Annotated in this window: 13 protein-coding genes; all 13 read left to right on the top strand. The window is 44.8% G+C overall.

The features are described from left to right. The first annotated feature begins 92 nt into the window (after positions 1-92). The 13 genes from EL210_RS07340 (at position 93) to EL210_RS07280 (ending at position 23,525) form a co-directional block, all read left to right on the top strand. On the top strand, positions 93-2,036 hold the full coding sequence (locus EL210_RS07340; protein WP_018920177.1) for an ABC-F family ATP-binding cassette domain-containing protein: 1,944 nt from the start codon (positions 93-95) through the stop codon (positions 2,034-2,036). Positions 2,037-2,053: 17 nt separating this feature from the next. Then, a complete protein-coding gene (locus EL210_RS07335; protein ID WP_018920176.1) occupies positions 2,054-4,087 on the top strand; it encodes a M13 family metallopeptidase in 2,034 nt (677 codons plus the stop codon). A gap of 119 nt (positions 4,088-4,206) precedes the next feature. Next, on the top strand, positions 4,207-5,124 hold the full coding sequence (gene metA, locus EL210_RS07330; protein WP_018920175.1) for a homoserine O-acetyltransferase MetA: 918 nt from the start codon (positions 4,207-4,209) through the stop codon (positions 5,122-5,124). Then, positions 5,125-6,999 carry a peptidase U32 family protein gene (locus EL210_RS07325; protein ID WP_018920174.1) on the top strand — a complete coding sequence of 625 codons (1,875 nt, stop codon included), beginning with the start codon at positions 5,125-5,127 and terminating at the stop codon, positions 6,997-6,999. 21 nt (positions 7,000-7,020) lie between these two features. After that, positions 7,021-8,037 (top strand): beta-carotene 15,15'-monooxygenase, encoded by a 1,017-nt coding sequence (locus EL210_RS07320; RefSeq protein ID WP_018920173.1) that lies wholly within the window; start codon positions 7,021-7,023, stop codon positions 8,035-8,037. A 593-nt stretch (positions 8,038-8,630) separates the two neighbouring features. Further along, the gene (locus EL210_RS07315; RefSeq protein ID WP_018920172.1) at positions 8,631-10,115 is read left to right on the top strand and encodes a xylulokinase; all 1,485 of its coding nucleotides are present in this window, start codon (positions 8,631-8,633) and stop codon (positions 10,113-10,115) included. A gap of 651 nt (positions 10,116-10,766) precedes the next feature. Then, positions 10,767-14,051, top strand: a complete 3,285-nt coding sequence (locus EL210_RS07310) for a SusC/RagA family TonB-linked outer membrane protein (protein ID WP_025879525.1) — start codon at positions 10,767-10,769, stop codon at positions 14,049-14,051. Positions 14,052-14,069: 18 nt separating this feature from the next. Beyond that, entirely contained in the window at positions 14,070-15,830 is a 1,761-nt protein-coding gene (locus tag EL210_RS07305; protein WP_018920169.1) for a RagB/SusD family nutrient uptake outer membrane protein, read from the top strand. A gap of 26 nt (positions 15,831-15,856) precedes the next feature. After that, complete coding sequence (locus tag EL210_RS07300) at positions 15,857-17,143, top strand: glycan-binding surface protein (protein ID WP_018920168.1); 1,287 nt, start codon at positions 15,857-15,859, stop codon at positions 17,141-17,143. A 138-nt stretch (positions 17,144-17,281) separates the two neighbouring features. Continuing rightward, a complete protein-coding gene (locus EL210_RS07295; protein ID WP_018920167.1) occupies positions 17,282-18,952 on the top strand; it encodes a glycoside hydrolase family 26 protein in 1,671 nt (556 codons plus the stop codon). 181 nt (positions 18,953-19,133) lie between these two features. Beyond that, entirely contained in the window at positions 19,134-20,459 is a 1,326-nt protein-coding gene (locus EL210_RS07290; RefSeq protein WP_018920166.1) for a sialate O-acetylesterase, read from the top strand. A gap of 502 nt (positions 20,460-20,961) precedes the next feature. After that, entirely contained in the window at positions 20,962-22,185 is a 1,224-nt protein-coding gene (locus EL210_RS07285) for a glycoside hydrolase family 27 protein (protein WP_018920165.1), read from the top strand. A gap of 104 nt (positions 22,186-22,289) precedes the next feature. After that, positions 22,290-23,525, top strand: a complete 1,236-nt coding sequence (locus tag EL210_RS07280) for an acetylxylan esterase (protein WP_018920164.1) — start codon at positions 22,290-22,292, stop codon at positions 23,523-23,525. The last annotated feature ends 11 nt before the right edge of the window (positions 23,526-23,536 follow it).

The following is a 23,536-nucleotide window of genomic DNA, read 5'->3' as shown; positions in this document are numbered from 1 at the left end:
CAAAGGTACTACTATTCTTAAATAAATAGGAATTATTTTTGTAGTATTATTGATAATGGCTACCTTTGTATGCGCGAAATAAGCTAAATAGAATGATATCAGTAGAAGGTTTAAAGGTTGAATTTGGTGTGAAGCCGCTGTTCACCGACGTGAGTTTTGTTGTGAACGATCGTGACAGAATAGCGCTTGTTGGGAAGAATGGTGCAGGAAAATCTACGATGTTGAAGATACTTTGCGGTCTTCAGCAACCCACGAGTGGCGTTGTTTCCGTTCCGAATGATGTCACCATAGGCTATTTGCCACAGGTGATGAAGCTGCAGGATGACACCACCGTGCGCGAAGAAACACGTAAGGCGTTTTCCGATAACACGAAGATGAAGGCTCGATTGAAGAAAATGGAGCAGGAAATGGCCGACCGAACAGATTACGAAAGTGATGACTACGCCGCGCTTGTAGAACGCTTCACACAGGAACATGAACGTTATATGATGCTCGGAGGAGAGAACTATGAGGCTGAAATAGAACGTACATTGACCGGTCTTGGCTTTACGCGTGACGACTTTGAACGGCCTACCAAAGAGTTCTCAGGAGGTTGGCGTATGCGCATTGAGCTGGCAAAGATACTGTTGAAAAAGCCTGATGTGCTGTTGCTTGATGAGCCTACCAATCACCTTGATATCGAGAGTATACAGTGGTTGGAGCAGTTCTTGGTGCAGAGTCCGAGTGCAGTTGTGCTGGTAAGTCACGACCGTGCTTTTATCAATAATGTAACCAACAGAACGTTGGAAATCGTTTGTGGCCATGTTGAAGACTATAAAGTAAAATATAATGAGTACCTTGTTTTGCGCAAGGAACGCCGTGAACAACAGCTGCGTGCTTACGAAAACCAACAGAAAGAGATTGCCGACACAAAGGCTTTCATCGAGCGGTTCAGGTATCAGGCCACGAAAGCCGTGCAGGTGCAGCAACGCATTCGGCAGCTTGAAAAGATAGTTCCCATTGAGGTTGACGAGGTGGATAACAGTGCCATGCATTTGAAATTTCCCCCTTGTCTGCGTAGTGGCGATTACCCCATCATCTGTGACGACGTGCGGAAAGACTATGGTTCGCACACCGTTTTCGAACATGTAACGCTGACCATCAAGCGCGGTGAGAAAGTAGCTTTTGTCGGAAAGAATGGTGAAGGAAAGTCAACGCTTGTAAAATGTATCATGGGTGAAATTCCCTATACAGGCAAGTTGAAGATTGGGCACAATGTTCAAATTGGCTATTTTGCCCAAAATCAGGCCCAGCTTCTTGATGAGTCGCTTAGCATCTATGACACGATAGACCGTGTGGCTACTGGGGATATACGACTGAAAATCAATGACCTGCTCGGTGCTTTCATGTTTGGTGGTGAGACCTCTGAAAAGAAAGTGAAGTTCCTTAGCGGTGGAGAACGCAGCCGATTGGCTATGATCAAGCTGCTGCTTGAACCCGTCAACTTGTTGATACTTGATGAACCGACCAATCATCTTGACCTGCCTTCAAAGGATGTTTTGAAAGAAGCGATCAAGGCTTTTGACGGAACAGCCATTATCGTCAGTCATGACCGTGAGTTCCTTGATGGTCTTGTGGATAAGGTATATGAGTTTGGTGGTGGTAAGGTTGTTGAGCATTTAGGTGGTATTTACGACTATTTGCGCGTGCATCATGCCGAAACCATTCAGGAAGCAATAGGCAATAAGGCTGCTGTTGAACCGGAAGAAAAGCAACCTGAAGCACCTGAAAAGGCAGGAAAACAGAACTATCAGGAGCGCAAGGAATGGCAGAAGAAGATTAATAAGGCCGAAAAAGCCGTAAAGGAAAGCGAGAAACGCATTGCCAATATGGAACAACGTATCAAAGAACTTGATGCGCTGTTGATGAACCCCAAGAATGCATCTAACATGGAACTCGTTACCGAATATACCTCTACGAAGCAGAAATTAGACCAGGAAAACGAGCAGTGGTTTATGCTTTCAGAGGCATTGAATGAACTTAAAGATAAGGTTTAACAAAATAATATATAAACATGAAAATGAAGAAAATCATTCCATTGATGATGATGGCCGCTGTTCCTGTAATGGGAGTAGCCCAAAATCAGTCTGGACTTTACGAGAAGAACTTCGATCGTTCGGTACGTCCACAGGACGATTTCTACCAATTTGCTACGGGTGGATGGCAGAAAAACAATCCTCTTCCCGCTGCTTATAGCCGTTTTGGAAGTTTCGATCAGTTGCAGGAAGACAACAACAAACGCATCAACACCATTCTCGGTGAGTTGCAGAAAAAGAAGTACAAGCAGGGAACAATAGAGCAGAAACTCTCTGATTTCTACAAGTTAGCCCTTGATGTTGACCGCAGAAACAAAGACGGTATAGCTCCTGTCAAGGGATTGCTGGATGAGATTGAGGCCGCCAAGAGCGTAAAGGCGCTTCGTGCCTTGCAGTTGAAATATGCTGCACAAGGCTATGGTATTCAGTATGCAGCAGGCTTTGGAGCAGACGAGAAAGATGTAAAGAACAACATTCTGAACATCTATCAGAGCGGTCTGACATTAGGCCAAAAGGACTATTATCTCAACAATGACTCGGCAACCGTAGCTATTCGTGATGCCTACAAGAATTATATCATGCAGATGTTCCGCCTGTATGGTTTTACAGAAGCACAGGCCAAGAAGCGCAGTAAGGATGTTTTCCGCCAGGAAACTCTTGTTGCCTTGATTTCCAAGAGCATGACAGAATTGCGCAATCCACAGGCCAATTACAACAAGATGACATTGGAAGAAGTGAAGGCAGATTATCCAAACATTCCTATCGAACAGCTTGCCAATGCAGAGGGTATCAAGTCAGCTTACATACAGAAGATGATTGTTGGTCAGCCTTCTTTCATGGCAGGACTTGATAAACTCATGTCACTTCAGACAGCAGATGAAATCAAAGCCTTGATGGAGTGGGACGTTATCAGCAGCAGTGCAAGCTATCTGACGGATGAAATCCGCGAGACAAACTTTGATTTCTTCGGCAAGACCATGAGTGGTCGCAAGGAAGATTACCCGCTTTGGAAGCGTGCAACCAATCAAGTGCAGGCGCAGATGGGAGAGGCTTTGGGCCGTATCTATGCAAAACGCTACTTCCCTGAGTCTTCCAAGAAGATGATGACAGACCTTGTGAAGAATCTCCAAGTGAGTCTTGGACAGCGTATTGATGCCCAGACATGGATGAGCGATTCAACCAAAGCCAATGCACATGCCAAGCTTGACCGCTTCTATGTGAAGATTGGTTATCCCAACAAATGGACTGACTACAGCCGTTTGACCATTGATCCTCATAAGAGTTTCTACGAGAATGTAATGGCTTGCCGCAAGTTTGCCCATGACAAGGAAATTGAAGACAAGGCAGGTAAGCCTGTTGACAGGGACGAATGGGACATGACACCACAGACAGTGAATGCCTACTACAATCCAACGACGAATGAAATCTGCTTCCCGGCAGGTATTCTTCAGTATCCGTTCTTTGATCCGAAGGCCGATGAAGCATTCAACTATGGTGCTATCGGTGTGGTCATCGGTCATGAAATGACTCACGGATTTGATGATCAGGGGCGCCAGTATGATGCAGACGGCAATATGAAAGACTGGTGGACTGCCAGTGATGCCAAGGGATTTGACAAGCGTGCAAAGCTTTATTCTGACTTCTTTGATGGCATTGAGGTGCTTCCCGGCTTGCATGCTAACGGTAAATTCACGCTTGGTGAAAACCTTGCTGACCACGGAGGTCTTGAGGTTGCTTACAATGCACTGATGAATGCAACGGCAAAGAAGCCTTTGAAAGACAAAGATGGTTTCACACCTGCACAGCGTTTCTTCTTGGCTTATGCCGGTGTTTGGGGACAGAACATCACCGACAAGGAAATCCGCAACCGTGTAAAGCGTGACCCACACTCATTGGGTAAATGGCGCGTTAACGGTGCACTGCCTCATATCAATGCTTTCTATAAGGCTTGGAATATCAAGAAAGGCGACAAGATGTACTTGCCGGAGAACGAACGTCTGCAGCTTTGGTAACCCGAAGATAGACTGTAGATATCCACAGGATAAGGGGATGCGGGAATATATTTCCGCATCCTTTTTTCTTTTTCCAAATAAAAACCATACCTTTGTATCATTAATATTTTGAGACGAAAATGCCGTTAAGACTCCCCGACAGACTGCCTGCCATTGATATTCTGAAAAGAGAGAATATCTTTGTTATGGACGAAACGCGTGCGCACAGCCAGGAAATCAGGCCTTTGCGCATCGTCATTCTCAACCTCATGCCGTTGAAGATAACGACGGAGACAGACCTTGTGCGTCTGCTTTCCAACACGCCGTTACAGTTAGACATCTGCTTCATGAAACTGAAAAGCCACACACCGAAGAATACGCCTGTAGAGCATATGATGATGTTCTATAAGGACTTCAATGAGCTTTCCAAACAGAAATTCGACGGCATGATCATTACCGGTGCACCGATTGAAACCATGGACTATGAAGATGTGGAGTATTGGTCGGAAATACAGGATATCTTCAATTGGGCCCGCACTCACGTCACAAGTACGATGTATCTATGCTGGGGAGCCATGGCCGGACTGTATCATTTCTACGGAATACCAAAGTATCCGCTGAAAAAAAAGATGTTTGGCATCTACCGCCAGCACACATTAGCCCCTACACTTCCTATCTTTCGTGGATTTGATGACAGTTTCACCATGCCGCAAAGCAGGCACACCGAAGTGCGCAGAGAGGACATTGAGGCACATCTGGAGCTTGAAATCATAGCAGAATCGCCCGAGAGCGGTGTCAGCATTGTCATGGCACGAGGAGGCCGTGAGTTCTTTATCACGGGCCATTTGGAGTATGCTCCCGACACACTCGACCGTGAGTATAGGCGTGATAGGGATACACGTGATGATGTAGAACAGCCTGTCAACTACTACAAGAACGATAATCCTGCAGAAGCTCCCATGGTTTCCTGGCGTGCACATGCCAACTTGTTCTATAACAACTGGATAAATTACTATGTTTATCAGACTACACCTTACAATATTGAGGATATCAAGTAAATGCGCAGTTTAGAACTTTTAGCCCCGGCAAAAAACCTTGAATGTGGCATGGCTGCTGTCAGTCATGGTGCCGATGCCGTATATATCGGTGCCTCACGCTTCGGTGCACGGGCAGCTGCCGGCAATACTGTTGAGGATATACACCAGCTGTGTGACTATGCACATCAGTATGGCGCACGTGTCTATGTCACGGTGAATACCATTCTCTATGAGGACGAATTAGCCGACACAAAACAGCTTCTGAAAGCGCTTAATGCCTGTGGTGTCGATGCCTTATTGGTGCAGGATATGGGTATTTTGGAACTGATTGCAGAATGGGATGACGAGAAACCTTTCCAAATGGAGTTGCATGCATCGACTCAAACCGATAACCGCACGGCCGAAAAAGTGAGGTGGTTGCAGGACGTTGGTTTCAAACGGGCTGTCTTGGCGCGTGAACTTTCGGCCCGAGAGATTGCAGAAATCCACCATGAGGTACCCGATATGGATCTTGAAGTCTTTGTGCATGGTGCCTTGTGTGTAAGCTATTCGGGCGTATGCTATGTTTCCCAACATTGCTTTAACCGCAGTGCCAACCGTGGAGCCTGCGCACAATTCTGCCGTATGAAATTCGATTTGCTTGATGATAACCAACAGGAAATCGAACATCAGCGCCATTTACTCTCCCTGCGTGATATGTGCCAGATTGACCATTTGGAGGAATTGGCTGACAGCGGTGCCTGCTCTTTCAAGATAGAAGGCCGACTGAAAGATGTTGAATACGTCAAGAATGTGGTCAGCGCCTATAGCCAACGGATAGACGAAATCATCAAGAAAGCCCCCGACCGCTATTGCCGAGCTTCACATGGAAAGATGGAATATGATTTCCAACCCAATCTCAGAAAGACTTTCAACCGTGGTTTCTCAACTTATTTTCTCAACGGTCGACAGGCCGATATCGCCTGTTTTGACACGCCGAAAGCCATGGGAGAATATGTCGGAAAGGTCAAGGAGGTTCGTGGCAACTCATTCAATGTGGCGGGAACTGCAACATTTGAGAATGGCGATGGCCTCTGTTTTATCAACGAGGAGCATGAGCTTGAGGGTTTTCGCATCAACAAAGCGGTAGGTAACAGGCTGTTTCCTTTGAAGATGCCTGCCCGCCTTAAGCCGGGAATGGGACTCTACCGCAACAATGATGTGGCCTTTTCTCATCTGCTTTCAGGCGTGACGGCAAGGCGAAAGTTGCAGGTAGAAATGACCTTTCAGACCACGGATGACGGTTTCACTCTCCGTGTTTCTAACAAAGAAATGGGCATGAAAGCCGAAGCAACCATTATATTTGACCACCAGGAGGCACGTCAGCCACAGGAGGAAAATATCAGAAAGCAGTTGGAAAAATTAGGCAACACGATCTTTGCATGCAAGGAAATCAAAATCGAAGACAAGGCCGGAAAGCTTTTCATACCTTCCAGTCTGCTTACCGAGTTACGCCGAAAGGCGATACAAGCCTTGGAACAACAGCTGGTGCAAAAGCAAGAGAGACCTGCAACAGAGCTGGCGGTTAAGAAGACAGAGGGTGTAGAAACGGTGATGCCCAAGGCATACAAGGCCTATCCCTACCTTTATAATATATCCAATCATCTTTCAAAAAGGTTTTTTGAAACGCAGGGACTGAAAAACATTCAGCCTGCCTTTGAACTTTCACCCACGCGCAACCCTTTGGTGATGCAATGTCGTCATTGCATACGCTTTGCTTTAGGTTACTGTGTGAAAAGGGGAGGGAAGCACCCCACTTGGAAAGAACCGCTCTATCTGCGGTTGGGGGATGGCAGGCGATTCCGATTGGAATTCAACTGCAAGGAATGCCAAATGAACATTTATGCAGAAACATAAAACTAAATCAGAACACCAACAATGAAGAACCATTTGAAGCATATCCGCCATTTTTTCAGTAGCAGCATCTGTGTATTGACCGTACTCCTGCTGATAACTTCATGTTATCATCAGAAGCCGGAGACACATGATGCCATGGTCACCTATAGTGCAAAGCAGATAGACTCACTGTCTTTTCAGGCCAAGCACCATTATACCAACAACTACAACTTCATTGTAAAGGCCGATTCCATGCCACTCATTCGCCAGCAACCCGAGGAGGTTTCGGCCCTTTTACCTACGGATACAATCTATGTCTACAAGCATAATCACCTGGTTGTAGCCGATATTCGCACGATACCCTCTGACTCGATAGACTCTGTCTGGATACAGGTGGCACGCGATCAGCACACCTTTGGCTGGCAGCGAGAGTCGGTGTTGTTGTCCAAAGTGGTACCCGATGATCCGATTTCACAGTTTATCTCCACCTTCTCTGATATTCACCTGCTGATATCATTGGTTATTGTTGTCTTGATTTTCACGGGCTATGTCACTCGAAAACTCATGCGCAAGAATGCCCATTTGGTGCATTTTCGCGATATAGACTCGTTCTATCCAACACTGTTGGCTATCATTGTGGCTTCTGCAGCGACTTTCTATGCCAGCATACAGAACTTTGCCCCCGATGTGTGGAGACATTTCTATTTCCACCCTACGCTTAATCCCTGTTCGGTTCCACCCCTGCTTTCTGTCTTCCTGTCTTCTGTATGGGCCATGCTCATCGTAGGAATTGCAGCCATAGACGACACATTCCATAAACTCCCTGCAGGCGAGGCAGTGCTCTATATCTGCGGACTGATAGGCGTGTGTGCAGTGGACTATATCATTTTCAGCATCCTCTCGCTCTATTACATCGGCTATCTGCTGTTGGTCGCCTATGTCTATTTCGCCCTGTATCGCTATGCCACCAAGAACCGCACTCTCTTTGTTTGCGGCAACTGCGGGCATGCCTTGCGTCGTAAAGGACGTTGTCCTCACTGCGGTGCATGGAACAGTTGATTTCAAACATGCAGCAAACAAGCTTTCAATCTGCGTCAGATTACCTTGTCATTTGATGCAGATGACAGCGTAATCTCATGCAGATGACACGGTCATATGACGCAAATCAGAAGCTGACTTGTAAGTGGTTGAAAGTCAGCATGATATTTGTTTCTATAAAAATCTTTGTTGTAGCATTGTTTCTACACTCCTCTGATTTAACCCTATGATGCAAGGGAGGAGACAGAATGTTGCAAATCATCATAAATTAGTATTTCCCAGTATTCGGAAGAACATTAACTTTGCATCAAAATAAAATTGATTGCACGCATGAAGAAGAATTAATTCTGACTATACTCCTTGGTGTATGCGCAAAGTGCAACAACGGGAAAGAGATATACTTTCGCACAGTTGGGCAGTCTTTTCCAGTACAGAACAGAGATAAGACAGCATTTGAAAACACACAACCATAAATTCATCCATGCGAGGATGATAGCTCGGGCAGACGTGTTCTGACCCGAGTTTTTAATTTTTTCCTATGGAAGAGTAGGGGGAATGTTATGTTTCATTCGTAATATATAATATAGAATAAGAAATAAATCAGGTTTACAACTATGAACAGAAGATATTTGTTGGGGTTTGATGTGGGCAGTAGTTCTGTCAAGGCATCATTGGTTGACGTGGAAAATGGCGAGATTGCATCTTCTGCTTTCTATCCGGAAAAAGAAGCACCTATCATGGCTGTCAAGGCAGGATGGGCCGAACAGGATCCGCAGATGTGGTGGGAGAATGCAAAACTCTCGTTGAAAAAGGTCATGAACGAAACCGGAGCAAAGGGTGAAGACATTCTGGCAATCGGCATTTCCTATCAGATGCATGGCCTTGTTTGCGTAGATAAAGCACATAAAGTGCTGCGTCCGAGCATCATTTGGTGCGATTCTCGTGCGGTTCCCTATGGCGAACGTGCTTTCAGGGACTTAGGTGCAGAGTTGTGTTTAGGCCATTTACTGAACTCTCCCGGTAACTTTACAGCAGCAAAATTAGCTTGGGTGAAAGAGAATGAACCTGCACTTTTTGACCGTATAGACAAGATTATGCTGCCCGGAGACTATATTGCCATGAAATTGAGTGGCGAAGTAAAGACAACAATCAGTGGGCTGTCTGAAGGTATGCTGTGGGACTTCAAGACCAAGAAACCTGCAAAATTCCTGTTAGACTATTTTGGATTTGACGAAAACATGCTGGCAGATATCGTTCCAACATTTGCAATCCAAAGTGTGGTTTCCAAGGAGGCAGCTGTGGAGTTGGGACTGAAAGAAGGCACGCCAATCAGCTATCGTGCCGGAGATCAGCCTAACAACGCCGTCAGTCTGAACGTGTTTAACCCCGGAGAAATTGCGAGCACAGCGGGAACTTCGGGTGTTGTATATGGCGTTTTAGGTGATGTGAACTACGATACGAAGAGTCGTGTCAACACCTTTGCCCATGCCAACTATACCACGGAGCTTGATCGGTTGGGTGTTCTGCTTTGCATTAATGGCACAGGCATATTGAATGCGTGGGTGCATCGTAATATAACACCGAATATGGGCTATGCAGAAATGAATGATATGGCAGCAGGAGTGCCGATTGGTAGTGAGGGAGTGAAGATTATTCCATTTGGAAATGGGGCGGAACGCGTGCTTGAAAACCGTGAAGTTGGTTGCTCAGTGCATGGTCTGAACTTCAATAATCACAACCAAGCTCATTTGGTTAGGGCTGCACAGGAAGGTATAGTGTTCAGTTTCTGCTATGGCATGGAAATCATGCAGAACATGGGAATGGAATTGAATAAGATACATGCCGGAAGAGCAAACATGTTCCTCAGTCCGTTGTTCAGAGACACTTTGGCTGGTGTCAGTGGTGCAACCATCGAATTGTATGAGACAGACGGCAGCGTAGGTGCAGCCAAGGGTGCCGGTATAGGCGCCGGTATCTACAAAGACAATAACGAGGCTTTTGCAACATTGAAGAAGCTTGCTGTTATCGAACCTGATGAGAAAAAGCGCGATGAATACCTGAATGCATACGCTGAATGGAAAGCAATTCTTAAAGATTAAACCACAGAAGAAAAGCCTTAATGACAGGAAAGCAGGAGAGGATGGCAACTTTTTGGATGTCTTCCTTTTCCTGCTTTATATTAAATACCATATGCTTAGCAATATAATATGCTTCCAACAAGATATCTATCATAAATCGGATGATTAGGATAAAGACCGTACTTCAAAATTATCTCCATTCAAGAAAAGAAATTTTTATAATTTACAAGTAACCTGTTTACATATTACATTCAAGACAATACGATATAATGATAGTTGCCGTCCTATTGTTTTCCTGCTGATATCCAAGACAATACAGTTATAGTTGCCATAGTTAAGACTGTCTGTCATGCATGATATAAGGTCTCTTAAATATTAATTTTGGGTTCTTGCTTTATGCAAAAATAGCTTTAAAGTGCAGTTTATCAATATAGTATTAGTAAACAGTAAAATAACATCAATTGTTTTTCGGAATAATGATTATCTTTGCACCGAATTAATTCTCGTTACATCTGTTATCGGGAATTATACCTAAACAGAAGATGAAAATACCTGAGGAAGAGTGAGTTTTGCCTTCCTATAAGCATTAAACCAATAGCAAACAGATTGCCGGAAGCTGTAAATTTCGGAGATTGACAATAGGAGATATCAAACAATCTAATCCTAACATCTATGGATATAAATAACAGTAAAACTACATTGTTTATTGGATGTCTGACACTGACGATGCTTGGACATTCACCACAAGTATGTGCTGCCGGTGGAAATGCCGTGTATGCCATTACACAACAGGCCAAAAAGATTACCGGAAAAGTTACTGATGGCAAGGAAACTATTATCGGAGCTACTGTCAAACAGAAAGGTACGAACAATGCTACCATTACAGATCTTGATGGAAACTTCACGCTCTCAGTGCCACAGGGAAGCACTATTGAAGTATCTTATATTGGCTATACTCCTAAAGAAGTAAAGATTACAGGTCAGACTTCTTATTCAATCACGCTGACAGAAGACAATGCTACACTCAACGAAGTTGTTGTTGTAGGTTATGGTTCCATGAAGAAAAGCGATGTTTCCGGTGCATCTGTCACCATGGATGAAAAGAAACTACGCGGTTCTATCGTTACATCGCTTGATCAGACGCTGCAAGGACGTGCGGCAGGTGTTACTGCTATCAGTACTTCTGGCGCCCCAGGTACATCATCAAGCATACGTGTGCGCGGCCAGGCCACTATCAATGCCAATGCCGAACCACTTTATGTCATCGACGGAGTGATTATACAAAGCAGTGGAGCAAGTGGCGCGTCGTATGGTCTTGGAGATGCTCTGGGTAATGGAAAGGTATCTACAATCTCACCACTTTCAACCATTAATCCTAATGATATCGTCTCAATGGAGATCTTGAAAGATGCTTCTGCCACGGCAATCTATGGTGCGCAAGGCGCAAATGGTGTGGTGTTGATTACTACACGACGTGGAAAGGCCGGTGAAGCAAAGTTTACTTATGATGGAATGATGGCTTGGAGCCGGCAAAACCGACGCTTAGACATTATGGATTTGCGTGAATTTGCAGACTATTATAATGATTTTGTGACGACAGGTCAAATCAATGCGGCTGATGCTGACAAACACTATTCAGACCCTTCCATATTAGGAAAAGGAACAAACTGGCAGGACGCAATTTTCAGAACGGCATTCCAGCATTCACATCAGATTGCTGCCCAAGGTGGATCGGATAAGGTGCAGTACTATGTTTCGGCCAATTATATGAATCAAGAGGGTACGATTATTGGCAGCAAATTCGACCGTTTAGGTATGCGTGTGAATTTGGATGCAAAGTTGAAATCATGGTTGAAATTAGGACTTAGCGCCAACTTCTCAAATACACATGATGATTTGAAACTTGCAGACAGTGATGCTGGTATCATCAACTATTCGCTCACTACGCCGCCAGATATACCTATTTATAATATAGACGGCGGTTATTCATCTGTTTCAAAAGAAGGTTTCACCAATCCAAACCCTATAGCAATGGCCATGCTGAACCAAATCAAGCTTGACCGTCGTAAACTGAATGGCAACTTATTCTTTGAAGTTACTCCAATCAAGAATTTAGTGTGGCATGCAGAGTTAGGTTATGATATTAGTGCAAACCGAGGTAACCGTTTCCTCCCTACTGTGGATTTGGGAAGTTGGAAGCGTAGTATCAATAGTGCTTCTGTGCAAAAAGGAACCGGAACTTTCTGGCAATTGAAAAACTATATCACTTATTCCAATACGATTGGTAAGCATAGTTTCACGGCAATGATAGGTCAGGAGATGTGGGAAAGCAAATATGATAACAACCGAACAGAGAATACTAATCTGCCTTCAAATACTGTAAACAATCCTGCTTTGGGTTCAGGTACGCCTGCAATTCAAGTGGGTTTCGGCAGTTCAGCCATGGCTTCGGTCTTTACTCGCTTGACTTATGCTTTCAATGATCGCTATAATGCAACATACACTTACCGTTATGATGGAAGTTCCAACTTTGGGCCGAACAAGCGATGGGCCGGTTTCCACTCGTTTGCTGCATCGTGGCGTTTTACCAACGAGACTTTTTTTCAGAAGAGTTTCCTTAGCAAATATGTCACCAATGGTAAGTTAAGAGCAGGCTGGGGACAGACTGGTAACTCGGCTATTGGCTCTTACAAATGGGGAACTTTGATGAAAGCTATGCCTACTTTGCTGGGAAAATCTTACCGTCCAGACAATATTCCCAACCTTGACATAAAGTGGGAAAGTCAGGAACAGTGGAATGTGGGACTCGATTTAGGAGCTTTCAACGACCGTATAAACGTGACCTTGGATTGGTATCGCAAAGAATCTAAAGACATGCTCATGCCTCTCCAGCTCCCTTCTTATATGGGAACATCGGGTAATGTGTCTTCAGTTCTGGCACCTCCTTATGGTAATTATGGTACAATTCGCAATACCGGTGTTGAACTTACAGTGAATACGCATCCTCTGACAGGTCGTTTTCAGTGGGATTCTGAATTCCAGATTTCGTGGAACAAAAACAAGTTGGTTGCTCTTTCGGGTACGAAGAATGCTGCAATCGTAGGATATGGGCAATGGAGTGATGTGATCAGCGTGTCGAATGTGGGCGAATCTCTCTATAGTTTCTATGGATTTGTGACCGATGGCGTGTATAAAGACTTAGCAGATCTTGAGACCTCGCCCAAGACTTCGAAATATCCTGCTGACGGAAAGAGTTTTGATCGCAATACCACACCTTGGATTGGTGATTTGAAATTCAAAGATATCAGCGGCCCAGACGGTAAGCCAGATGGAATTATTGATGACTATGATAAGACCAACATTGGTTCACCTATGCCTAAATTCACCTTTGGTTGGACGAATACTTTCCGTTACAAGAACTTTGACCTCAATGTTTTTATAAATGGAACATATGGCAACAAAGTGTACAACTATATGAAGATGAAGCTCACCCATATGAATACACTATGGAGTAATCAGCTGAAAGATGTTACAGGACGTGCTCGATTGGAGCCTATTGACCCATCGAAAACCTATGCTGCAGGTAGCTATTGGTATACAGATGCGAGCAATGTACGCGTGGCTAACCCTGGCACAACCATCCCTCGTGCCACTATTACAGACCCCAATGATAACGATGTGATTAGCGATCGCTATATAGAAGACGGCTCATATCTCCGTTTGAAAAATATTGCATTGGGCTATACAATGCCAAAGAAATGGATTTCGAAGTGGGGGGTAGAGAATGTCCGTGTATACATGAACATTCAAAATCTGTTCACTATAACAGGCTATGACGGTTATGATCCCGAGATAGGTGCAAGTACAGCCGATATCAACGGTTATACTTACGGGGTGGATAACGGTCGCTATCCCTCGCCAACAACCTATTCATTTGGTTTGAACCTCACTTTCTAACATAAAATCTTTTTCACAATGAAACATATAAAATATTTATATATGGCTTTTGCCTTGACAACAGGTGCGCTTATTACATCATCGTGTAATGATTTCTTAGATCGACCGGCAGAAGATTCCTATAATGCAGGAACATTCTATAAAGATGATAGTCAATGTATACAGGGCGTCAATTATCTGTATAATTCTCCTTGGTATGACTTTCAGAGAGGTTTTATCAAGGTGGGTGAAGTAATGTCTGGCAACTACTATTGGGGCTCAAGTCCCTATATGACACTCACCGTGAACAGCACAGACGAAGACCTTGTGAACATGTCTAATTCGCTTTGGGCTGTCATAGGGCACGCCAACACTGTTTACAACAACCTTAAAGCAGCTGAAGCTTCAAAAAAAGTGAAGAACCAATGTATGGGCGAATGCCTTGCATGGAAAGCTATGGCCTACTTTTTCCTTGTACGTTCATTTGGTGATGTGCCAATCGTTCACGATAACTCAACAATGCTTGCAGACGGTTCATACAGCAATGTAAGCCGAGTACAGAAATCTGACATATATGAATACATCATCATGACTTTGGAAAAGGCGATGGAACTGCTGCCACGCAAAGGCAATCCGGGGCGTATAGACTATTATGCTGCCGAAGGTTTGCTTGCCAAAGTATATCTCTACAAAAGTGGGGTGAATGCTAATGGACATGGACAACGTAATACTGATGACCTGAAAAAGGCTGCTTCATATGCCAAAGACGTGATAGATAACAGTGGACGCAAACTGATGGCGAATTATTCTGACGTGTTCAGATTGCAGAATGCCCTTAATGAAGAATGTCTTTTCTCATGGTTGTGGACAGCAGATACCAGCATATGGACAGTACAGAACACACTTCAGAGCGATCTCGCCATGCAGGGATTCGATGAATTTGGTGATTGTTGGGGTGGCTATAACGGTCCATCAGCAGACTTGCAGGAGGCTTTTGGTGTATCACCATTGGAAGAGCCGGCAACAAGAACGGATGTAGATGCACGTCGCAAAGCAACAATGATGATGGCTGGTGACTTCTACGAGTATTTCTGGACAGACAAAACAGACAAGCGCGGGCGTAAAGGATTTAACTTCTTACAATTCATTTACGACAGTAACGGTTATGGTTCAGGAGGGCCAGGAACGCTGCAAAGTGCTACAGGAAGCAATTGTGTGAAGCATCTTTACGGAGATGCATACGATCATAAGACGTATGCTGTAGACGGAATTTCTGCTTCAAACATGCACAGTAGCCTTGCTACACCTGTATTGCGATTGTCTGACGTCTATCTTATCTATGCAGAAGCGGTCATTGGCAATAACGGAAGTACCACTGATGCCAATGCAATCGATGCCTATTACAAAGTGCGCAGCCGTGCCATCAAGTCTGCTACACGGCCCACAAGCATTACTTGGGAGGATGTCTGGAAAGAACGTCGACTGGAATTGGCCATAGAAGGCGATCGTTGGTACGATTTTGTGCGTCGCAGCTATTATGATATGTCTGGAAGCATCAATGAACTTAAGCAGCAGAAAAGGGGTGCCTATTATGGTCTTAATACCCTCTATAAAAACTATTATGAGAGTAATTCTTGGAATGTAGATACATCTACAATGCACTACGCCTCAGAAACACAGGCTCCTAATGTCTCAGAACAAAGTTTCACTCTGCCGTTCCCGAGTCAAGATGTGGTGTTCAATGGCAATTTACAGAAAACCCCTGTGCATGTTGACGTACGCTCAACATATTCCTATTAGTTCCAAACTTTCTAAAACAGAAGCAAATGAAATGTTCTAAAAATATATGTCTCACGCTGATTTCTCTGTTAGGTGCAGCCACAATAGGATTGACCTCATGTAAGGATCAGCCCGACGAATATAAATCAACGACCGGAAGTCCTGAGATACAATACGTCCGACTCCCTGAGAGTGCAGACTCTGTCATCACGAAAAGTTATCTGCAAACTACCATTTGTCTTGTTGGAAAAAATCTCCGCAGCATTCGTAAGATGCTTTTTAATGACCAGCAAGCAGTGCTCAACACCAGTTTTATCACTGATAATACATTAGTAGTGGACATCCCGAAGAATATACCTTCCGCCGTAACTGACAAGATTTATATGATCAATGGCGACGGTGATACCACTACTTATGATTTTCATGTCATAGTCCCACCACCTACAGTGTCTGCGATGAGTTGTGAATATGCAGCTGCCGGTGAAGATGTAACCATTACTGGTGACTACTTCATTCAGGATCCCTACAAACCTTTACAGGTTAAATTCAATGATGGTGAATTGGCGGTAACCAAGATTAAGTCAATCAATAAAAACAGTATCACTTTCACGGTACCTTCAGGTGCACAGCCTGGAAGAGTGTATGTGGAAACCGTATACGGCAAGAGTAAATCGCAGTTCGTATATAAAGACACACGAAATATTCTGTTTGACTTCGATGGTTCACACGGAGGACTGGCCAGCGGACATGGATGGCGCCCCGGACGCATACGCACTGGGGGCATCGATGGAAGCTATCTCTACCTTGGTGGTGCAACGATGTTAGGTAAGGTTGGTGCTACATGGGACGAAGACGACTTTGGCATGAACTACTGGCCTGAACCTTCTGCCGGGTATCCTGAACTTTCGTCTATCTCAAGTTTCGCCAATATGCTTGATACTTGTGAAATCAATGACATGGCATTGAAATTCGAATGTCGTGTACCCGAAACCTCTCCGTGGAGCGCTTCTGCCCTTCAACTCATCTTCACCGGCAATCAAGACGTGACCTCTTTGACAGCAAACAACCAGTATTATAATAGTACTGACATCGCCCGTGGATTGTGGTTGCCATGGCAATCAACAGGTTCGTTCAATACAGGAAATGAATGGATTACAGTCACAATCCCTCTCTCAGCTTTCAACAAGACGCATGAAGGACAGTCAGCAGGCAAGACCATTACAAAAAATAGCATGACAGGTTTCACACTCTTCCTTTGGAACGGAGGTGTGGAAGGAACAGACTGTACTCCTGAATTAGATATTGACAATGTGAGGGTAGTGCCAATGAAGTAGAAGTGATGACAAGTGTAAAGGAGTCAAGGCCATGCCGATACTTCTTCATCAGGAAGCAATGTCTTCGTCTTGAGTCCTTACACTTACTTTTACAGGCTTACCTCCGTATTCTTTTTAATCCTAAAAACAAAAGAAACTATGCTCACGAATAAACTTCATATCGCAGCATTCACGCTGCTTTCGTTTGCAGCTGCAGCATGCAGTGACAGCGTTGAACACTATATTGCAGACGTAGATGCTCCCGGATTTGTCAGTGTATCTCCACAGACTAATATCAAGGCGGGCTTAGATTCCATTATTGTCACCTACGACAAGAATGTATTCTTCTCTTCAGCTGACTACAGTAAAATCACACTTAACGGCTCACCTGTTGTTAGTGCCAACGTGATCGGCTCATCCAAGCAGTTGCTCATCATGGCCAATATCAGTCGGGACAAAAGCTATGAACTCGTTATCCCGGAAGGCGTAGTAACTGGTCCCAACCGTGTAGCAGCCCCCATGGTCAAAGCAACTCTCGTGGCACAGAGTCAGAAGATAGCCACTTCTCCCGTCAATGCAGATGCAACTGCAGAAACCAAAGCACTCTACCAAAAGTTGGTAAGCAACTATGGCAAGAAGATATTCTCTGCGACAATGGCCAATGTTGCATGGAATAATGAGAATGCAGAGAAAGTATATCAGCTCACAGGTAAATATCCGGCTATCAACGGATACGATTATATTCACTTGCAATCAAGCACCTCTGGCGGGTGGATAGACTATTCCAACATCTCTCCTGTACAGTCATGGCACAATGCAGGTGGCATAGTTACGATCAGCTGGCACTGGAATGTTCCTACTTCTAATCCGTATACATCCTCCGTACCCGTAGTGCTCTACGGCGGTCCGGACAAGGTGATGCCAAGTGACTGGAGTGGCAACATACAGCTTACTACCCAAGCAACGAAAGACATATTGGCCAAAGCATCTATCGGAAGTAAATTAGTTGTGAAAATCTCTGACGTGAAAGCAGGTGCCCAAGGCTCCATAAAGAACAGCAGTTGGGCAGGTTTTGTAGATGAGAACGGCAAGAACTGGGACTACTTCAGCATTAGTGGCAACAGCTATTCCATGACACTCGACCAAACCACACTTACTGAAATGCGGGCCAACGGACTGATTATTGGAGGTCATGACTATACGGTCACAGGCGTTACTGTCGAGACTACGGGGAGCGTTAAATACGATTTCAAAGCAGCAAAGAACGAGTTCACACTTGACGATGCGGTTACAGATGGCACATGGGCCAACCGATTTATGAAGTCAGACTTGGAGAAGATAGTGCCTTATCTGCAGCAATTGCAGCAAGCAAACATTCCTGTTCTCTGGCGTCCTCTCCATGAAGCAGCAGGCAAATGGTTCTGGTGGGGGAATGGTTCTGCCGCTTCCTACGTGAAACTATGGCGCTTTATGTATGACTATTTCAAAGCAAAAGGTATCAATAATCTCATTTGGGTATGGACTTCCGAGAAAGCCGACAGCGACTGGTATCCAGGCGATGACTATGTAGATATCATCGGTACGGATATGTATGGGCAAGACGGGACAGCGGTTTCTGCCGCAGCTATGGCCGATCGCTTCAACACCTTGGCTTATCGTTATCCAACCAAGATGATTTCACTTACTGAATGTGGCACCGTTTCCGACGTTCCAACGCAATGGAACAGCGATGCGAAATGGAGTTGGTCCATGCCTTGGTATGGCAGTACGCATGCCACTGATGACTGGTGGAAAGCAGCAATGAATTCCGAATATGTCATCACAAGATAAACAATGCTATTCCTCCTCTCTCATCGAGAGGGGGATTTTGTAGTTTTCAACTTTTTATCTTATTCCTAAAAACGCATCAAAACGCATGAAGAAGTTCTATTATCTCATCTTGTTTTTCCTCTCTTTCCTTTGTTTGCCTGCGTCTGCAAAAATCCGATTACCTCACATACTTTGCGATAACATGGTATTGCAGCAACAGGCAGATGCACGGTTATGGGGATGGGCTACCCCAAGAACACGCGTTATCATCAAACCATCCTGGGGACCAAGTCATACGACTGTGGCTGACAAGGAGGGTAGATGGAGCTTTCGCATCCGTACTCCTAAAGGAAGTTACACGCCACTCAGCATCACCTTCAGTGATGGAGAAGCCGTAACCCTGCATGGCATTCTTGCCGGAGAAGTGTGGGTCTGTGCCGGGCAGAGCAACATGGAAATGCCCCTGCAAGGTTTCTATGAGTGCCCCGTAGAAGGTTATCAAGACGCCATTGCTGATGCCGGGCGCATACGTGGAATGCGTTATGTGAAGATACCTGCTGTGATGAGTGCAACACCGAAGGACGATGCTGTCTGTCATTGGGAAGTAATGAATGCCAACACTGCTAATTATTGCAGTGCGGTTGGTTATTTCTTTGGTCGCCGCTTGCATGAAATGATTGATGTTCCCATTGGGCTCATCCTTGCCAATAAGGGTGGAACTATGGTTGAGAGTTGGTTGAACGAAGATAATCTGAAATGTTACACCAACGAGCCTGTAGACTCCGCAGAAATCGCTAAAAGATATCCGACAGACTGGCTGCGCCCCTTGCTTTGGGGCAATGGAACGTTTCATCCCATTCTCAACTATTCCATACGCGGCATTATTTACTATCAGGGATGCAGCAATGTCGACCACAATCCGAACACTTATGCAGAGCGTCTCAGCCGACTCATCAGCCAGTGGCGCAGTGATTTCAAAGTTCCCAACCTACCTTTCTATTTTGTAGAAATAGCACCATATAGTTACGGTAATGCCCTCGATACAGCTGCTGCATCTATACGCATGCAGCAACAGACTGTGGCAGAAAGCGTCGGTAATGCTGTTCTTATAGGCACAAACGATTTGGTTTATCCCGTAGAGGCGGAGCAGATACATCCCTGTCAGAAACGACAGATTGGAGAACGATTGGCAATGACAGCCGCTGCACGCGACTATGGGTTTGACCAAATCTTCTATCGCAGTCCGAGTTTCGAGAAGTTGGAAGTGCGCAGAGACAGTTGTTTCGTACATCTGAAAGATACTTATAATGGCATTGTCCCCGTAACTTCTTATGAAGGCTTCGAGATTGCAGGTCAGGATAAAGTCTATTATCCTGCGCATGCCCAATACATTCACAACAGCACATTCCTGCTCACTTCGCCCAATGTCGCGCGTCCTGTTGCCGTACGCTATTGTTATCATAACTTCCAATTGGGAAATGTGAAGAACCAGGCTGGGCTGCCATTGTTGCCTTTCAAGACAGATTAGCCCATGGGAGTGCACTATAAAATGGAAAAGATAAATCAAAGAAATGGATATGATTTTGCCACATGCCAAAATCCTGTGCGTAACTTGATGCAGTTTACCTTGTAATCTGACACAAGTTACACGCTGTTCTGCGTCAGATTGCAACGTAACTTGACGCAGATTACAACGTGTTTCGATAGGAGTCAGAACACGGTCTTACTTGATGTTATCTTATGCTTTAATAGATTTCATGTAATATATTGATTTCCAATATGGAGAAAGTTGAATAAAAACATCTTTCGAATCGATTGTAACAGCATCTGCATCATGCCTCTGTCTTTCAAGACTAATCATATTCATTGCACGGAGAACTCTATGTCAAGAACCTGCGAGTATGGGCAATCGTTTTCCTCATATGCCCATAAAAGTGTCGATTTTTGTCAATATAGTATTTGAAGTTTACATATTTAAGTCTTATCTTTGCATTGTGATTATCTAAGAACTAAAAATCGAATAAACTAACATGAACAAAAAGTACGCCATTACCTTACTGTTATTCGCATTGTTTTCCTTGGCAACAAAAGCCCAAAAATGGGAAGAACTGTCACAGACACCACAAATGGGTTGGAACTCATGGAATAAGTTTCAGGGCAACATTGATGAAGACATCATCAAGGGCATTGCTGATGCTATGGTGTCGAGTGGATTGCGTGATGCTGGTTATATTTATATAAACATGGACGATTGCTGGCATGGTAAGCGCGATGCCAATGGTTTTATCCAGGCTAATCCGAAGCATTTTCCCCATGGAATAAAAGCTTTGGCCGATTACATCCATGCCCGTGGATTGAAGTTGGGCATTTACAGTGATGCCGGAACAGAGACCTGTGCGGGCCGTCCCGGGTCATTAGGACACGAATATCAAGACGCGCTGCAATATGCCCGCTGGGATGTTGATTATTTAAAATATGACTGGTGCAACACTGTAAACATCAATCCTCGCGGTGCTTATCAGCTGATGAGTGATGCTTTGCGTGCTTCAGGCCGTCCAATCTTTTTCTCCATGTGTGAGTGGGGCGATAATCAACCTTGGCGTTGGGCCAGAGATATAGGAAACTCATGGCGCATTGGGCCCGACATTTGGTGCTCTTTTGACTCCACACGTGTATTTCCTACGTATGTGCAATATAGCGTTTTGGATTGTATCAACAAGAATGACAGCCTTCGTCGCTATGCCGGTCCGGGGCATTGGAACGACCCCGATATGCTGGAAGTAGGTAATGGACTCACCGTAAACCAAGACCGGGCACACTTTACGATGTGGTGCATGATGGCAAGTCCGCTTATCTTAGGTAACGACATACGCCATATGAGTGCAGAAACCAAGGCTATTCTGACCAATCGTGATCTTATTGCTATTGATCAAGATAAGCTTGGTGTGCAGGGACTACACCTTTTCAGTCGTGACGGATTGGACTATTGGTTCAAGCCTCTTGAAAATGGAGATTGGGCTATGACTATTCTCAACCCCACGCGTAAACCTATTGTATGTAACCTTAACTGGCAGGACTTTAATTTCACAGATGACGAGGTGAGTAAACGCAGTACAGCTTTTGATAAGTGTGTCTATAAAGTAAAGAACTTGTGGACAGGGCGCATGGAGGGGAAAACTTCTACCAAGCAGAAAGTAGACCGCAAGCTCACGGTTCCTGCACAGGATGTCGTTGTATATCGCTTATTGCGATAAGTGCCAATGAATTTTCCCCTAACTAAAAATACTTTTCACATATGATATCCACATTTAAACGCCCACTTGTTCTTTGGCTTTGCCTGTTGTTATCGGCAACGCTCATGGCACAGATACGTGGCAATGAAATCACCGTGCAGGTAAGACCTAATCACATAGATTGGAACTATCAGTTGGGAGAAGAAGCTCTCTTTAATGTAGCTGTACTGAAAAACGGCTGTCCATTGCCAAAAGCAAAGGTAGATATTGAAGCAGGACCTGTGATGTATCCCGATGTCAAGCAGATGAATGTGGAGCTGAAAGACGGCACTGCCACATGGAAAGCCAAGATGAACACCGCAGGTTTCTATCGTTTGAAAGTGCGGGCACACGTTGGTGATAAGACCTATGAAGGCTTGTGCACGGTTGGTTTTGCCCCCGAAACACTTCAGCCCACAGACAATTGTCCGACAGATTTTGACCAATTCTGGGAGAAGGCCTATAAAGAAGCCAGCCAATATCCGCTTGATGCCCACCGAAGATTATTGCCGGAACGCTGTACGGAGCGTGTGACAGTGTACGAAGTGAGCTTCAATGGTTTATATCCCGGCAACCGTATTTATGGCATTCTCTGCATTCCAACCGCGTTTAAGGGGCCACGTCCTGCACTCTTACGCGTACCTGGAGCGGGCGTCAGGCCCTATCAAGGTGACATTTATTTGGCTGACCGTGGTGCGATAACCCTTGAGATAGGAGTGCATGGCATTCCTGTAACGATGCCACAACAAGTATATGACGACTTGTTACATGGAGCTTTGAACGGATATTGGGAGGCTAACCTCGACAATCGCGACCAAATGCCTTATAAACGGATATTCATTGGTGCATTACGAGCCGTGGATTATCTTGCACAACTGCCTGAATGGAATGGCAAACAGCTCGGTGTGACGGGATCAAGTCAAGGAGGAATGCTGTCATTGGTGTGTGGTGCACTACATCCTAAAGTTACATTTGTGGGTGCTGTCCATGCAGCTATGTGTGATCATACAGCTTCTTTACATGGCAAAGCCTGTGGATGGCCGCACTATTTCTATGGCCAAAAGCAACCCGACAGCGAGAAAGTGGCAGTAAGCGGCTATTTCGATGGTGTGAATTTTGCCCGTCGTTTAACTGTTCCCAGTTGGTTTTCATTCGGATATAATGATGAAGTTGTGCCACCTAACAGTTCATATGCCACCTATAATGTAACCAAAGGAGCACGAACCTTAAGGCTGTATCCAGCCACAGGTCACTTCTGGTTTCAAGAACAGTGGGATGAATGGCAGAACTGGGTGACTCAACAATTAGGATTAGAAAAATGAAATTTAAAAAC

This window comes from Segatella oris (assembly GCF_900637655.1).
Taxonomy (GTDB): Bacteria; Bacteroidota; Bacteroidia; order Bacteroidales; family Bacteroidaceae; genus Prevotella; species Prevotella oris.
The sequence above is the reverse complement of the archived record's forward strand: the minus strand, read 5'-3'. Positions and strand labels throughout refer to the sequence as shown.

Bases quoted from the DNA above. Each gene is read 5' to 3' on its own strand.
- metA (WP_018920175.1), top strand. From the start codon at position 4,207: ATGCCGTTAAGACTCCCCGACAGACTGCCTGCCATTGATATTCTGAAA.
- EL210_RS07290 (WP_018920166.1), top strand. From the start codon at position 19,134: ATGGTATTGCAGCAACAGGCAGATGCACGGTTATGGGGATGGGCTACC.
- EL210_RS07305 (WP_018920169.1), top strand. From the start codon at position 14,070: ATGAAACATATAAAATATTTATATATGGCTTTTGCCTTGACAACAGGT.
- EL210_RS07285 (WP_018920165.1), top strand. From the start codon at position 20,962: ATGAACAAAAAGTACGCCATTACCTTACTGTTATTCGCATTGTTTTCC.
- EL210_RS07310 (WP_025879525.1), top strand. From the start codon at position 10,767: ATGGATATAAATAACAGTAAAACTACATTGTTTATTGGATGTCTGACA.
- EL210_RS07325 (WP_018920174.1), top strand. From the start codon at position 5,125: ATGCGCAGTTTAGAACTTTTAGCCCCGGCAAAAAACCTTGAATGTGGC.
- EL210_RS07300 (WP_018920168.1), top strand. From the start codon at position 15,857: ATGAAATGTTCTAAAAATATATGTCTCACGCTGATTTCTCTGTTAGGT.
- EL210_RS07320 (WP_018920173.1), top strand. From the start codon at position 7,021: ATGAAGAACCATTTGAAGCATATCCGCCATTTTTTCAGTAGCAGCATC.
- EL210_RS07315 (WP_018920172.1), top strand. From the start codon at position 8,631: ATGAACAGAAGATATTTGTTGGGGTTTGATGTGGGCAGTAGTTCTGTC.
- EL210_RS07295 (WP_018920167.1), top strand. From the start codon at position 17,282: ATGCTCACGAATAAACTTCATATCGCAGCATTCACGCTGCTTTCGTTT.
- EL210_RS07335 (WP_018920176.1), top strand. From the start codon at position 2,054: ATGAAAATGAAGAAAATCATTCCATTGATGATGATGGCCGCTGTTCCT.
- EL210_RS07280 (WP_018920164.1), top strand. From the start codon at position 22,290: ATGGCACAGATACGTGGCAATGAAATCACCGTGCAGGTAAGACCTAAT.
- EL210_RS07340 (WP_018920177.1), top strand. From the start codon at position 93: ATGATATCAGTAGAAGGTTTAAAGGTTGAATTTGGTGTGAAGCCGCTG.